Consider the following 15221-nt stretch of genomic DNA (forward strand, 5'->3'; position numbering starts at 1 on the left):
CCCATTGCATTAGGCCTGCGAGCACTATCAGGAGGAGTCACATCGACAAGTCCTACGCGGCCGGACCGATATCCCGATAGATGGTCAGCCCATCCAGCGAGCGGCGCGGTGCCGGGAACAGCAGGCTGGCGCCATAGCCAATGACGATGCACAACAGGATGGAGATGGCCAGATAGAAATACGGATGCACCAGGTTGATCGACCACGCCAAGGTGGTCAGCACGATGCTGCTGCCGATGCCGATGGCCACGCCGGGCGAGTTCGCGCGCCGGGTGAACATGCCGAGTGTGTAAGCGCCCGCGAATCCGCCACCCAGCAAACCGGCCAGTTCGATCGACACATCGAACAACGAATGGATGTCGTAGCGCGATAGCAGCAGCGCGATGCCGATACCGAACAGACCCACCAGGACGCCCATGATCTCGGCGAACAGCACGCTCTTCTTCGGGGTTGGCTTCTTGGCCAGCTTCTCGTAGAAATCGACCGAAGCCAAGGTGGAAACGCTGTTGATGATGCTGGACAACGTGGACATGGCGGCCGCGAAGATGCCGGCGATGATCAGTCCGGTGACGCCCATCGGCAGTTCAGCGGCGATGAAGAGCGGGAACGTGGCGTCGATGGGCAGCAGCGGATTCATGCGCTCTGGATGGGTCTTGTAATACACGAATAGCGCGGTGCCGATCATGTAGAAGAAAAATCCGCCGGGAATCATGATGGCCGCGAACATCCAGATGGAGCGCCCGGCTTCCTTATCCGACTTGGTCGACAGTACGCGCTGCATCAACACCTGGTCTTTCGGGAAGGTCAGCACCACATCGAACACCACCAGGAAGATGAAACCCCACACCGTGGCCTTGGTCAGATCGAAGCTGAAATCCAGCACCTTCATCTTGTCCTCGGCCATCGCAGTGGTGAGGAACTCCGGCACGCCGCCGTTGAGGTTGTAGATGATGAAGCCGATGGCGAAGATCGCCCCGCCGAACATCACGAACACCTGCACGAAATCCGTCCAGATCACCGCCTTCATGCCGCCCAGGGTGGTGTAGATGATAGTGAAGACGCCCATGATCAGGATGCTCCACACCACGTCGATACCGGTGATGGTGGCAATAGCGAGCGACGGCAGGAACAGGATGACGCTCATCCGGCTGCCGATCTGCATCAGGATGCACAGCGCACTCGCCAACATACGGATAGCCGGGTGGAAGCGCGTTTCCAGGTACGAGAACACCGACATCAGATCCAGCCGCCGCAACAGCGGCACGATCCAGATGGCGACGAAGACCAATCCCAGGATGGCGATGAGATTGTTGGTCAGATACTGCCAGTTGGTTTCGAATGCTTTCGCCGGAATCGCAATGAAACTGATGGAACTGGTGTTGGTGGCGTAGAGGCTCACGCCTGCCGCCCAGAACGGAATCGAGCGGCCGCCGACGAAGAAATCCGATGTCGAATTGCGCTTCTCGTGCAGATAGAAATACAGGCCAATGCCGACCATGGCAGCGAGATACACCACGATCACCAGCCAATCCAGCCACTTCAGCAGATACTTGCCGGATTCCAATTCGGCGTAGCGAAATTCCACCTGGCCAGGGTCGCGGCCAGGCACCGTCCACAGCAATCCGTTACCCCACGCCGCGGTCATGCCGGCATTGGCTGCCTGTGCGTCGGGCATGGCCGACCAGGCGCTGGTGATGGCGTGGAACGTCATCAATACGGGCGCGGCGTTCGGATTTTCCTTCACCAGATACAACACATGTGCCTGGCCAATGGCGCGTGCCGAATCCGCCAATACCCGCCCGACGACTGGTGCCTGGCTTTGCCAGCCATCGTCGGCAGACCAGCGCCACAGCCGTTCGCCTTGGGTGGCGGTATCCGGCACGGTCACGAACAGGCTGCCTTTCTGGGCCACCAACGTGCTCGCCGCACCACCGCTTGGCCAGATGGGAACGGTGGTCCAGGCATCGCCGGAAGCAGTGGCATCGAGGCGAAGCAACTGCGGGCGTCCGTTCGGATCCGTTCCCGTCAGATACGCGACGTCCGCCAGCGTCGTCAGCCGGACCTGCGTCAGCGGCACGGGCAGCGCGGGCATGTCGGTTGTCTTCAGCGATCGCCGCTCCACCTGGACGCGCTTGACGCTTCGCACTGCATCGTCCGCTGCGTTTCCAAGCAGCAAGTAGGCACGCCGGCTGTCACCGCCAATGCCTTTTATCGATTCATTTGCCTGTGGCGTTTGCCACGAAACGGGTTCCCAGGATTGTCCCGCCAGCATCCACAGCTGAGTGGAAGTTACCGCCACCGGTACGCCATCGATATTCGTCACGCCCGTCAACGGCATGTCGGTCTTCAAGGCGGGCAACGCTCCGGTCCGTACTGATGACAGGTTTTGCGCGGCCACCGGCGTGGCCAGCAACAGGCAAAGCAGGATCAATAGCCAGCGGATATATCCAGGCCTGACGAATCGCGCGGGTGGCTGATGGAAGTAGCGGGGCTCTTGGAAGGTGTTCGTCATGTGTTCCGCGCAAAATTCCGGGTCGCGATGCGAGACCGCATCACGATATGGCGAAGGGAAAGAAGTGCCCATGCTGCTCAACGCGTTCCGTCAGCATGGTCGTTCGCAGGCGGGTTGGCGAGTGCCTGGCCTTCGGCCGCCACGATCGCCTCGGCTCGCTTGAGGAAGGGCAAGTCGATCATCCGCCCATCCACGACGAAAGCGCCACGGCCGTTCGCCGCGGCCTGGCGTGACGCTTCGACGACCCGTCGCGCCGCTGCGATCTCCGCCTCGCTCGCCCGGAATACCTGATTGGCCAGCGCGACCTGGCGCGGATGTATGCAACTCTTTCCGATGAAGCCCAGGCGCCGTGCCATCTGCGCTTCCGTGCGATAGCCCGCGTCGTCCTGGAGATCGGCGAATGCGCCGTCACAGGCGAACACCCCGGCTTCGGCCGCAGCCATGCGCACCGCAAACATGGCCGCGTGCACGTTGGACTCGTCGTGTCGCGCCAGGCCAAAGGGTTCGAACAGATCGCCCAATCCCAGCTGCAAGCCCATTACGCGAGGATGCGCACTGGCTATTTCCGCCGCTGCTCGCAACGCGCGTGGCGTTTCGATATTGATCAGCAACCCGATGGGACTTTCCACGCGGTTGGCGGCTTCCGCGCACTCGATTTCCGCGACGGCAGTGAGTACATCATCGGCCGATTCGATCTTGGGAAGATTGATCAGTGCCACGCCATCCACCGCGATGGCGCCCAGGTCTTCGGAGAAATGGGGCGTGGCGAGCGGATTTGGCCGCACGATGATCAGCTTGGCGGCCGCACGCACCTCGAAGCGGCGCACGAACGCGGCTACGCGGTCTCGCGCTTCGGCCTTGAGCGCTTCCGGTACGGAATCTTCAAGATCGAACGACAAGGCGTCGGCCTCGCTTGCCAACGCCTTGGAAAAAAGCTCCGGCCGTATGCCGGGCACAAATAGTTTGCTACGCATGGGCCGCGCTCATCATGGCGCGCAGTGTGAGCGAAGCGGAAACAAAGAAAAGTCGCCCCAGACATATTCAGACGCAACTTTTCGTTGCGACTGCGCCGCGGTGGCATGTTGGGTTGCAGCTGGGCGCGAGTTCTTCTCGCCAGACCCGCACAAAGCCAAGAGCTCGCGCCGAGACGGCGCTCTTACGGTCGTGGGTATTTTCCTTTTTGTAGGAGCGGCGCCCCGCCGCGAGCTCTTCGCTTCTGCCGCGATCTGGCGGCAAGAGCTCGCGGCGGGACGCCGCTCCTACGAAAGCAAAGGCCGCTCCCACAAGAATCGCGCTAGCGCTTCACGTCGAAGCCGCCTTCGCTCAGCAATGCCATCACGTCGGCGACGCTGACCAGATTGAAATCGCCGGGTAGCGAGTGCTTCAGGCAGGCCGCGGCCAGGCCGAAGTGCAGGCCATCGGCAGCGCTCATTCCTGCGATCTCGCCATGCAGCACGCCCGCCGCGAATGCGTCGCCGGTGCCGATGCGGTCGACGATCGATGCCACTTCGTACGTGGGCGTCGTATGCAACTGCCCGCTGCGCAACGCGGTGACCGCGGATAGCGCGTGGTGATCCACATTGCGCTGCACGCGAACGGTCGCGGCCATCTGCCGCAAATGCGGGAAGGCTTCGAAAGCGGCGGCGGCGCCAGCGGCGAAACGTTCCTGCGCAGTGGCTTGCTCGAAAGAGCGGCCCAGCACCACTTCGATGTCGCGGTGGCTGGCGAACATCACATCGGCCTCGGCCATGATGCCGCGCAGAATGCCGGCTGCATCGCCGTGCCACGCTTCCCACAGCTTGGGCCGGAAGTTGCCGTCGAACGACACCCGGACACCTGCGGCGCGCGCGGCACGCATGGCGCCCAGCGTGCCGTCCGCCGCAGCCTGCCCCAACGCCGGCGTAACCCCCGATACGTGTAGCCAGTCGACACCCTGCAACAAGGTTGGCCAATCATGCTGTCCGCCACCAGCGCGGGCGAATGCTGAATCCGCACGGTCGTACAGGACTTCACTTGGCCGTTGAATGGCCCCCGGTGTCAGAAAGTACAGTCCCATCCGGCCATCGACCGCCTGCACGGCACGCGTGTCCACCCCGTAGCGACGCAGTTCGCCGCGTGCGGCTTCGCCCAGCGGATTGTCGGGAATCACGCCGACCATGCGAGCGTCGTGTCCGAAACGTGCCAGCGAAACCGCCACGTTCGCTTCCGCGCCGCCCACTTGGACGTCCAGCTGTGGCGATTGCAGCAGGAGCTGACGGGCCGGCGGCGCCAGACGTAACAGCAATTCTCCAAAACAAACGATCTTTCCCCGCATGACTCCGCTCCCGTAATGTCCCTGGTGATGGCAATAGTGGCGGCCGCGCCCTGTTGTCCTGGGGACACGATACGGCCTCCCAAGGAATAGTTGTTGCTGCACTGCACACTCTGTTAGCGTTTCGTTTGACCAGCGGTGTCATTCTATCGCCGGCGACCTGTAAAAGGTGATTGAAACTTGGTTTTACGCAACTAAAACAGCCGTTTTTAAGCGGCCATGGTCCCTTGAGGAGGGGAAGACATGTCAACTCGCAACACTTACCGGAAGACACCGGTTACCTTGCTGGCCCTTTCGATTGGATTGGCGCTGCAAATGAGCGTCAACGCATCCGCACAGGAAACCACACCCGCGCCGACCGCCGGTACCGCTGCAACGCCGGAGAGCGTGGATACGCTGGATACCGTCAGCGTCACCGGCTATCGCGCCAGCGTGGAAAAAGCGCTGGACATCAAGCGTGGCGAAGCCGGCGTGGTCGATGCGATCGTGGCCGAAGACATCGGCAAATTCCCCGACCTCAACCTGGCCGAATCTTTGCAACGCATCCCGGGCGTGGTGATCACGCGCGATGCCGGCGAAGGCCGCAACATTTCCGTCCGTGGCCTAGGCCCGGACTTCACCCGCGTGCGCATCAATGGCATGGAAGCAATGACCTCGGTCGGTGCTTCGGACCAGTCTGGTGGTTCCAATCGCACCCGCGGATTCGACTTCAACGTGTTCGCTTCCGACTTGTTTTCGCAGCTGATCGTGCGCAAGACCGCATCGGCTGAGGTCGAGGAAGGCTCGCTGGGCGCTACCGTTGACATGCGTACTGCGCGCCCGTTCGATTATGACGGTTTCACCCTCGCTGCCAGTACCCAGGCCACCTACGGTGAGATGGCCGGAAAGGCCGATCCACGCTTGGCTGCCTTGGTTTCCAATACCTGGGCCGACGGCAAGTTTGGCGCGTTGTTGTCCGTGGCGTATTCGGATCGCCGGACCCTGGAAGAAGGCACGGGTAGTGGGCGCTGGGCGAATGGCACCAGCAATGGAGGATTCAACGCCGCTTCGCCATTTGCCCCTGCATTGTCTGCCGATACCTATCACCCGCGCTTCCCGCGCTACACCCTGATGGAACACGACCAACAGCGCCTCGGCGTAACTGCAGCACTGCAGTTCAAACCGACGGATCGCACGCAGTTCTCACTGGACGCGCTGTACTCCAAGATCGATGCCGTTCGTGACGAAAGTTATATCGAGGCGATTTCTTTCAGCCGTGGAGGCACCGGTACGGCACCCACCGTGGGCAAGCCCCAGACGATCGTCCGCGATGGCGTGATCGAGAACAACGCATTGGTCTATGGTCTCTTCGACGATGTGGACGTGCGTTCGGAGAGCCGTCACGACGAGTGGAACACCGTGTTCAAGCAGCTCGGCCTGGAAGGTGAGCACGAGTTCACCGACAACTTCAAGATCTCCGGCAAGGTCGGCACCTCAAGCTCAGAGCATGAGAACCCGATCCAGACCACGATCATCATGGACAAGTACAACGTCGACGGCTACAGCTACGACTATCGGGGCGATCTTTATGCGCCGGTTATCAACTACGGTATCGATCCGACGAGTGGCACTGGTTGGACGTTGGCCGAAATTCGCATCCGTCCGCAGATGGTAAAGAACGACTTCGATATGGCCCAGTTGGATTTCAACTGGAATATCAGCCCAGGTTTCCGCCTCAAAGGTGGCGTGCAAGCCAAAGACTACGAGTTCGCCACCAAAGAATGGCGACGTGCGACGGAGGGACTGGGCGCCGTGGCGGCCGCTGGCGTGCCAGCTGTGCCGAACTTCAGCAATGGCACCCGTATCGTGCCGGTCGACATGACTCAGCTGGCCAGTCTGCAGGGTATCTCCGGTTCGCCAGGTACTTGGGTGGTCCCCAATCTGGACGCCGTCGCTGACTTCTTCAACATCTATAGCAACAGCGGTGCTTTCGCGGTGACCGAGCGCCCGGCGAACACACGCAGCGTCAAGGAAGAAGATCGTGGTGTTTACCTGCAGGGCGAATTCTCGACCGACCTGGGCTCTGTTCCTTTCTCCGGCAACTTCGGCGTGCGTTACGTCCGCACCAAACAGATTTCCACCGGCATCTCCACCGGCACCGGTGCGCCCGTTCCATCTACGGAATCGCGCGAATACAGCGATACGCTTCCCTCGTTGAACCTCGTGGCCGAGATCACACCTGACTTCCTGATTCGGTTGGGTGCAGCCAAAGTCATGTCGCGTCCGGACCTGGGCGCCTTGACTCCCGGCGTGACCGTCAACGTAAGCGGTGGTTCGCGCACCGTTACCGCCGGCAACCCGGACTTGGATCCGATCCGCGCCAAAACCCTCGACTTGGGCTTCGAATGGTATTTCGACGAAGGTGCCATGCTTGGCCTGGGTCTGTTCTACAAGGACATCGACACTTTCGTGCAGAACACTCGCGAAGTGCGCAGCTACGCGTCCAGTGGCTTGCCAGCCAGTCTGCTCGACGGCACCAACGTCAGCGTCAATGAAGACTTCGTATTCACAGTGCCGCTCAATACTCCGGGCGGGCCGCTGAAGGGATTTGAAGCCACCTACGTTCAACCTTTCACCTTCCTGCCAGGCTTTTGGAGCGACTTTGGTGTGCAGTTGAACTACACCTACGTCCAGTCGGAGATCCAGTACGTCACCAGCACGGGTGCCAACGTATTCAAGACCGATCTCAGAGGTCTGTCGCCGCACTCCTGGAACGCCACTTTGTACTACGAAGGCGACCGCTTCTCGGGTCGTGTCTCGGCAACCAACCGCGACGACTACATACTGCAAGCACCCGGTACCGAAGCCGGTTACAACTTGAACGGCGTGCATGGCCAGACCGGCACCACCACGATCGATGCGTCGTTGCGCTGGAAGATCGACGATCAGTGGGAGGTCAGCCTGGAAGGCATCAACTTGACCGACGAGCCGCAGGAATCGTGGGTATCCAACGCCAACGGTGAGCTACCGCTGGATTACAGCGAAACCGGCCGCCAGTACCTGTTGGGCCTGCGTTACAAGTTCTAATGTTGTCCGGCCCGGGCGGGCAATCCGCCCGGGCTTTGTTTCTTCTGCCATGGGTACTCGTCTCTCCAACGACGACGAGTCGACGGCCTTCTCATTCCCATCCGCGATCCGCTTGGCTATTCGTTCCCGCACGCGTCCGCGTGCGTCCGTTCAGAAGGAGCTCCTCATGCGTCGCTTTCATTCTTCCGCACTCGTTGTCCTGGCAGCATGCTCGCTGTCATCCGCGGCTGTTCATGCGGGCCATGTCCCTGACCTGAGTCGCGAAACATTACCCGTTGGGGATGGCTGGGCTTCGCTGCCCACTTCCGCATTGCCACAAGGTACGACCGGTGGTTCCGCGGCTACGCCGGCGCGCGTGCATACCGTCCGCGATCGCAATGCCCTGGTGGCCGCCCTCGCCTTTCCTGACGCCACGCCGAAGATCATTCTGGTCGAAGGCATGATCGATGCGAACGTCGATGCGGATAACCAGCCCCTGACCTGTAGCGATTATCAGCGCCCTGATCCGCAGACCGGCGCCCCGTACTCGCTGGAATCATTCTTGACCGCCTACGATCCGGCGACCTGGGGCCGCATTGCGCCCACCGGTCCGATGGAACGCGCGCGGCTTGCTTCCGTCGCCGCGCAACAAGCCCGTGTGCGAATCCGTGTACCCGCCAACACGACGATTGTGGGTGCGACGCGCGACGCTGGGTTCCGTGGTGCCTGGCTGGACATCCGTCCCAGCACCAGCAGCGGCAACCAGCCGATGAACGTGATCATTCGCAACCTGACATTCGAGGACACCTACGACTGTTTCCCACAGTGGTCGCCTACGGATGGCGTACAAGGCAACTGGAACGCGCAGTACGATGCGATATCGATACGCAATGCCACGCACGTCTGGATTGACCACAATGGTTTCCGCGACGTCGCCACCGCCGATGAGTTGCTGCCGACCTACTTCGGCCGGCTTTACCAGGTCCACGACGGCCTGTTGGACGTCACCAACGAATCCGACCTGGTCACGATTTCCTGGAACCGCTTCAGCCACCACGACAAGACCATGCTGGTTGGATCGTCCGATAGCGCGGTGGCCGACCGCGGCAAGTTGCGGCTGACACTGCATCACAACCTGTTCGAAGACGTGGGCCAGCGCTCGCCGCGCGTGCGCTACGGGCAGATCCATCTCTATAACAACCACTACACCGTCAGCGCGCAGGCGGCGGAGCACTACGGCTACAGCTGGGGCGTCGGTGCCGAGTCGCAGATCTATGCGGAGAACAACCACTTCCGCGTCGACGACGCCGTGCTACCGGAATATTTCATCGATCGTCTCAATGGCCAGCGGATCCATGTCGCCGGCACGCTGCTGAATGGTGTTTCGCAGAACAGCGCGATCGATCCGCTGGCGGCGTTCAACGCAGCCAACGGCAACACCCTGATCGGAACCGTGGATTGGACGCCGACGCTGCATGGCCCTATCGAGCCCACCGGAACGGTACCGGTATCGGTAAAACAAGGGGCAGGGCCTTTCAAGTGAGTGATGAGCTCTTAGCTTTGCCCCCTTTCTAAAAGGGGGCTACGGGGGCTGTGCTGTCACTTCTAGAGCAAAAGCAAATCCCTCTTAACCCCCCTTTTAAAAAATGGGAGAGGTGAAGCAGCCGTCTTGCTACTCACTGTTACCGCTTATCGCTTACCACCCAGCACTTACCCAATTAGCTTTCCATTCGAAGTTTTTCACTGTGCATCAACCCTGGGAGGGGAACCAATGCCAACTCGGCACCATTCGCATCAAAAAAAGACACCGGTTACCTTGCTAGCTTGCGCGGTCGCGCTGGCGCTGCAAATCAACGTTACGGCGGCTGCGCAGGAAACGGCCGCCAGGGAATCCGCCGCCGCCGCGCAGCAGACAGATGTGACCGAGTTGGATCACGTTGAGGTCAAAGGCAGCTACCGTGCCAGCCTGCAGCAGTCGCTTGACGAGAAGCGCTACCGTGTCGAGCAGGTCGATGCGATTTTTGCTGAAGACATCGGCAAATTCCCGGACCAGAACCTGGCCGAATCGATGCAACGCATCGCCGGCGTGTCGATCGACCGCGAAGGCGGCGAAGGCCAGCGCATTTCGATCCGCGGCCTGGGCGCCGACTTCACTCGCGTGCGCCTCAACGGTCTGGAAGCGTTGTCCACCGCCGGCAATGGTTCGACGGGTCCAAACCGCAGCCGAGGTTTCGACTTCAACGTTTTTGCGTCGGAACTGTTCAGCCAGGTAACCGTCAACAAGACCCAATCGGCGCAGATGGACGAGGGTTCGCTGGGCTCCACCGTCGACTTGCGCGGTTCGCGGCCGTTCGACTTGGAGGGATTCCAGGCATCACTCAGCGGCCAGGCGGGCTACAACGAATTGTCCGAAGAGAACGATCCGCGTATCTCCGGATTGATCAGCAACACTTGGCTCGATGGTCGCTTCGGCGCATTGCTATCCGCTTCCTACAGCAAGCGCAATGTCTACGAAGAAGGCTACAACCCGGTGCGCTGGGAACACGGCAATCACCGCAACTCCAACCAGGCCACGGCCACCAACAACGGCACCTACGGTTTCTGCAGCCCAGTGGGTTACAACCCGCAAACGCCACGCAATCCGGTCACCAATGAAACCGGCTCGAGCCAGGCCAACCGGGACCGCAACAACGGTTGGGGTACTTATGGCATCAGTGCCACGGCCTGCGGCACCGGCATTCCGCGGCCGGCCAACACCCCTGAGAACATCGCCGCCTACGAGACCGCGACCAACGCCTGGATCCCGCGCTATCCGCGCTACATCCGCACCGCTCACGAGATCGAACGGCTGGGCGTGACGGCGGCGTTGCAGTTCAAAGTCTCCGACGACACCCTGCTCAACTTCGATGCGCTGTATTCGAAGTTGGAAAAGGATCAACGCGAAGACTCCCTGGGCGCCAACCTGCATCGCGCCGCCAACCTGGGCGGCAAGACGCAGATCACCGTGCGCGAGGCGCAGGTGGATGATCAGAACCGTCTGGTCTACGGCGTGTTCGACAACGTCGATTTCCGTACCGAGTCGTCCGATATCCAGGAGAGCACCGAGTTCAAGCAGTTCAGCCTGAGCCTGGAGCACCAGTTCAACGACGACGTGCGCGTGGATGCGATCGTCGGCCATTCCTCGTCGGACTATGCGCGGCCGGTGTTCTCGCTGGTCAGCTTCGACAACTCCAACCTGGATGGTTTCGTGCTGGACATGCGAGGTGGCGGGGAAATGCCCAGCATGACCTTCCCGTTCGCGCTCAACGACCCCAGCGCATGGTCATGGCTGGGCTACGGCAGTGTGCCGGTCAACAGCAACGGCACCGCGCGCGGCGGCAACATCAGTGAAGTGCGGCTCAATCCCAGTTACGTCGAGAACGCATTCGATACCGCCAAGGTAGATCTGCAGTTCAACCTCAATCCCACTTTCACCTTCCGAGCCGGTTTGTCCTACAAGGACTACGACATGAGTTCGGAGGAATACCGCCACATCAGCTACGGCCGCCTGGCGCAAGGGCTTCCTGCCGGTGTCACTGTCGCAGACCTGAGCACCACGCTGTCCGGTTTTGGCAGCGGTCTTGATGGCAATGTTCCGAACAGTTGGCTGATTCCGGACTTCAACAAGATCGCCGACCTGCTGGATATCTATTGCAACTGCAATAGCGGAACACTCGGCGGCGACTATCGGCTGGCGGGCGTCGGACATTTCGGCTCGTCCAACAACAACTTCGAAGTCAACGAAAGATCGCTGGGCGCTTACCTGCAGTTGGACTTCAACACCGATCTGCTCGGCCGTGCGTTCCGCGGCAATGTAGGCGTGCGCTTCGCCAATACGCAGATCACCGCCTCGGGCTACGCACCGTGTACCGCCACCAATGCGGCTGCCATTTCCAGCGCCTGCGAGCCGTTCTTCGGTGTTGCCAGCGCCACCGCGGCCGCGGGTGACCGGCTGCTGGTGAAGAGCGACGTGTCGCACGACTACGATGACGTGCTGCCGTCGTTGAACATGGCGTGGGACATCGCCGACAACCTGGTGCTCCGCTTCGGCGCGGCCAAGACCATGGCGCGGCCGACCCTTACCCAGATGTCGCCCGGCGTCAGCGGCGGTCCTACCGGCTACTTCGACGATGGCCGCGTGTTCCAGATCAACCTCGGTAATCCCAAGCTGGAACCTTTCCGCTCGACCAACTACGACTTGAGTGCCGAGTGGTACTTCAGCGAGGGTGCGTTGCTGTCTGCCGCCGTGTTTTACAAGGACATCGAGAGCTACATCCAACGCACCCGCCTGCTGACCACGTGGGGCGATCTGGGCTATTCGCTGGACCTGCTGCCGACTGGTTTCACCGCGGACACGATTTTCAACGTGCAGAGCTTCTTCAATACACCGGGCGGCCCGCTGAAAGGCTTCGAGCTTTCCTACCAGCAACCGTTCACCTTCCTGCCTGGTTTCTGGCGTCATTTCGGTGTGCAGTTGAACTACACGCACGTCGAATCGCAGATCAAGTACATGTTCAGCACCGCGGCCAACAACAACAACACGGTAGTGACCACACTGACCGAGAATGATCTGATCAACCTGTCGCCGAACTCGTACAACGCCACGCTGTACTTCGACAACGACACGTTCAGCGCGCGCATTTCCACCAGCTACCGCGATGGCTACATCAACGAGATCCTGAGCCAGGAGAACGTCTGGGACCTGGACGGCAACCAGTTGACCACCGCCGACGTGACCGGCAAGTACGACGTGCGCAACGTCGACTTCAACATGTCCTACCGCGTCAACGACAACCTGTCGCTGACGTTCGAGGCCATCAACCTGCTGGATACCGAAGACAGCCGGTATGTGGATTCGGTGCTATCGCTGCAGGACAGATACACCCACACAGGAAGGCAGTACTACATCGGGGCGCGCTACAAGTTCTGACACACAGCCGGCCGGCACGTCCGTCGCCACAGCGAACGGGCCTGTCGCTCCGGCTACCCATTCCAAACTCCGGGGATGAGAGCGGTGTGGAAAACGTAACGCGCTCCATCAGGATGATGCGAGCGACAACTGCTTGGATGCATGGCTCTGATTGCTAACCATAGAGGGACCGGATATGAAGACATCTGCATCGCATTGTCTGTTGGCGGCTTTACTCTGGATCGGTATCGGAACGGGAACATCACTTCCCGCGCACGCCCAGAGCGGCACGAATCTCAGCCTGGGAGCCGGCAGCGACGGCTCCAGCAAGGCCAGCGGCACCAGTTACGGCAGCGTTCTCGACGGCAACATGAGCACTTACTGGTCGCCGGCCGGTTCTACCGGACGCGTGTCGATCAAGTGGGGTTCGGCGGTCACGGTGGGCACGGTGGTTATCCGTGAGCCGTCCGGCCTCACCGGCCGCATCGGCACATGGCGACTGGTGAACAACGGCAACGGCGCGGTATTGGCTACTGGCACGGGTGCCGGCACCATCAGCTTCACGCCTGTTTCACTGACCAAGATCAATTTCGAAATCACCGGCTCGAGCGCGACGCCCGCTGTCGCTGAGTTCGAAACCTATGCCGCCGGCGGAGGCACTACGCCGACGCCTTTAAGCGTCTCCCTGAGCGCGGCCGCTGCCGGTACCAGTGCGAACTTGAGCTGGTCAGTCAGCGGCGGCACTGCCACCAATCAGGAAGTCTATCGCGATACCGATAGCAACCCGACTGGTCGCGTGCGCATCGCCAATGGCGTGACCGGTACCAGCTATGCCGACACCGGACTCGCGAGCGGCACTTACTACTACTGGGTGAGGGCGATCAACAGCAGCGGCACGGGCTACGACTCTTCCGCGGTTGGCGTGACCATTCAGCCGAGCAGTGGCGGCGGCGTGGTGGAAGCCTGCCGCACGCTGATCAACGACCCCAACGTGAACTGGCGCGAATCGACGGTGCTCACCACCGACCAGCAGATTGTCGCCTGCCTGGCAGATTCGCTCGGCGGCGCGGTGGGCTTCGGCTACAAGGCAACGGGCGGCTACAATCCGAGCGGCGGCAGCCGGCTGGTCGTGATCACGAAGAACGGCACGGTCACCCCGGAAAAGCAGATCCTCGACGCGATCAGCACGCCGGATCATAAGTGGATCGTGTTCGACAAGCGCAACTTCGCCGCCGCGACCGACGTGGCCATGTATCGCAATGGCTGCACCAACTCGGCCGTGCTGACGGCGCTGGACAACGCCACCGTGGCCGAATGCATGGATCACCGCTTGTGGTGCGCCAACCATGGCGTGTCGAGCGCAACGTGTGAGAACACCTTCTTCAATACCCGCCTCAACAACAGCAGCCTGAATGCGATCAAGCTTCCGATGATCGATTCCAACACGACCATCGACGGCCGCGGCAGCAACGCCACGTTCTTGTTCAGCGGCTTCAAGATTGGTGCCGACAGTGAAGGCGCCAGCACGCATCTGAGCCAGAACGTGATCATCACCAACAATCGCTTCGTTGGTGTTGGCCATGTCGAGGACCATAACCTCGACCCGGACATGACCCGTTCCACCGGGGCATCCCGCGATATCTGGATACACCAGAATACGTTCGAGAACACGGGCGATTCCGCCTTCGACGTGAAGGTGGGTGCCAACAGCATCACGGTCTCGTTCAACAAGCTGCTCAACGTCAAGCGCGCTTCGCTGCACGCATCCGGCGACAGCGAGCCTATGGCCGCCAACATCACCACCACGATCCACGACAACCTGTTCGTCACCACCGACGCGCACTACGGCGAAGCCGCCTACAACGGCCTGCGCCGAGTGCCGCTGCTGCGCCGCGGTCAGTCGCACATCTTCAACAACGTCTTCTACGGTTACCGCAAGGACTTGCTGAGCATCCGCGTGGGCGGCCGCATCGCCTTCGAGGACAACATGTTCCTCAACAACGTCGACAACAGCCAAGGCGATGACATGGCGTACTGGGTCGCGACGCTGATCCGCGATTACACCGGCGGCAACATCAGGACCACCGGCAGTTACGTGTGGTACGCCAATGCCGCCTGCCAGGCGACCGGCACACCGGGCGACCTGACACTTTCCTACGGCACCACGCCGGACATGTTTGCCGGCTACGACGCACTTTCAAAGGATCTGGTCACCACCAACCGATTGCCAGCGGGCATGGATCTGGCGCGCTACGTCTTCGCCACCGCGGGCAAGGGCGGCAAGGTGCCGTATGTTTCGCCGGAGACGGCGGGAATTGCTGCGATCATTGCGGCGGCGCCGGCGAGTTGTCAGTGAAGAGTTGCTAGGCAATGTGCCACTGATAGCGGCACTATCGAGAACCCCG

7 protein-coding genes are annotated in these 15221 nt (G+C 61.0%); 4 read left to right on the plus strand and 3 right to left on the minus strand.

Features of this window, described 5'->3' with window-relative positions:
* Window positions 1-52 precede the first annotated feature (52 nt).
* The 3 genes from AADW18_RS17120 to AADW18_RS17130 form a co-directional block, all read right to left on the minus strand.
* Entirely contained in the window at window positions 53-2512 is a 2460-nt protein-coding gene (locus AADW18_RS17120; protein ID WP_337344614.1) for a sodium:solute symporter, read from the minus strand.
* 77 nt (window positions 2513-2589) lie between these two features.
* The gene (locus tag AADW18_RS17125; RefSeq protein ID WP_337344615.1) at window positions 2590-3486 is read right to left on the minus strand and encodes a CoA ester lyase; all 897 of its coding nucleotides are present in this window, start codon (window positions 3484-3486) and stop codon (window positions 2590-2592) included.
* Window positions 3487-3806: 320 nt separating this feature from the next.
* Window positions 3807-4826 (minus strand): sugar kinase, encoded by a 1020-nt coding sequence (locus AADW18_RS17130; RefSeq protein WP_337344616.1) that lies wholly within the window; start codon window positions 4824-4826, stop codon window positions 3807-3809.
* A gap of 240 nt (window positions 4827-5066) precedes the next feature.
* Here AADW18_RS17130 and AADW18_RS17135 point away from each other — a divergent pair, with 240 nt between their 5' ends.
* The 4 genes from AADW18_RS17135 to AADW18_RS17150 all read left to right on the plus strand — a co-directional run bounded on the left by AADW18_RS17135 (window position 5067) and on the right by AADW18_RS17150 (window position 15172).
* Window positions 5067-7889: a TonB-dependent receptor gene (locus AADW18_RS17135; RefSeq protein WP_337344617.1), complete on the plus strand. Its 2823-nt coding sequence runs from the start codon at window positions 5067-5069 to the stop codon at window positions 7887-7889.
* Between the two features lie 166 nt (window positions 7890-8055).
* Entirely contained in the window at window positions 8056-9411 is a 1356-nt protein-coding gene (locus tag AADW18_RS17140) for a hypothetical protein (RefSeq protein ID WP_337344618.1), read from the plus strand.
* Window positions 9412-9639: 228 nt separating this feature from the next.
* A complete protein-coding gene (locus AADW18_RS17145; RefSeq protein ID WP_337344619.1) occupies window positions 9640-12837 on the plus strand; it encodes a TonB-dependent receptor in 3198 nt (1065 codons plus the stop codon).
* A 175-nt stretch (window positions 12838-13012) separates the two neighbouring features.
* The gene (locus AADW18_RS17150) at window positions 13013-15172 is read left to right on the plus strand and encodes a hypothetical protein (protein ID WP_337344620.1); all 2160 of its coding nucleotides are present in this window, start codon (window positions 13013-13015) and stop codon (window positions 15170-15172) included.
* The last annotated feature ends 49 nt before the right edge of the window (window positions 15173-15221 follow it).

Source organism: Pseudoxanthomonas sp. CCNWLY206-1 (assembly GCF_039710385.1).
In the GTDB taxonomy this organism is placed as follows: Bacteria; Pseudomonadota; Gammaproteobacteria; order Xanthomonadales; family Xanthomonadaceae; genus Pseudoxanthomonas_A.

Coding starts and splice junctions, on each gene's coding strand:
- AADW18_RS17140 (WP_337344618.1), top strand. CDS start 8,056: ATGCGTCGCTTTCATTCTTCCGCACTCGTTGTCCTGGCAGCATGCTCG.
- AADW18_RS17120 (WP_337344614.1), bottom strand. CDS start 2,512: ATGACGAACACCTTCCAAGAGCCCCGCTACTTCCATCAGCCACCCGCG.
- AADW18_RS17135 (WP_337344617.1), top strand. CDS start 5,067: ATGTCAACTCGCAACACTTACCGGAAGACACCGGTTACCTTGCTGGCC.
- AADW18_RS17130 (WP_337344616.1), bottom strand. CDS start 4,826: ATGCGGGGAAAGATCGTTTGTTTTGGAGAATTGCTGTTACGTCTGGCG.
- AADW18_RS17125 (WP_337344615.1), bottom strand. CDS start 3,486: ATGCGTAGCAAACTATTTGTGCCCGGCATACGGCCGGAGCTTTTTTCC.
- AADW18_RS17145 (WP_337344619.1), top strand. CDS start 9,640: ATGCCAACTCGGCACCATTCGCATCAAAAAAAGACACCGGTTACCTTG.
- AADW18_RS17150 (WP_337344620.1), top strand. CDS start 13,013: ATGAAGACATCTGCATCGCATTGTCTGTTGGCGGCTTTACTCTGGATC.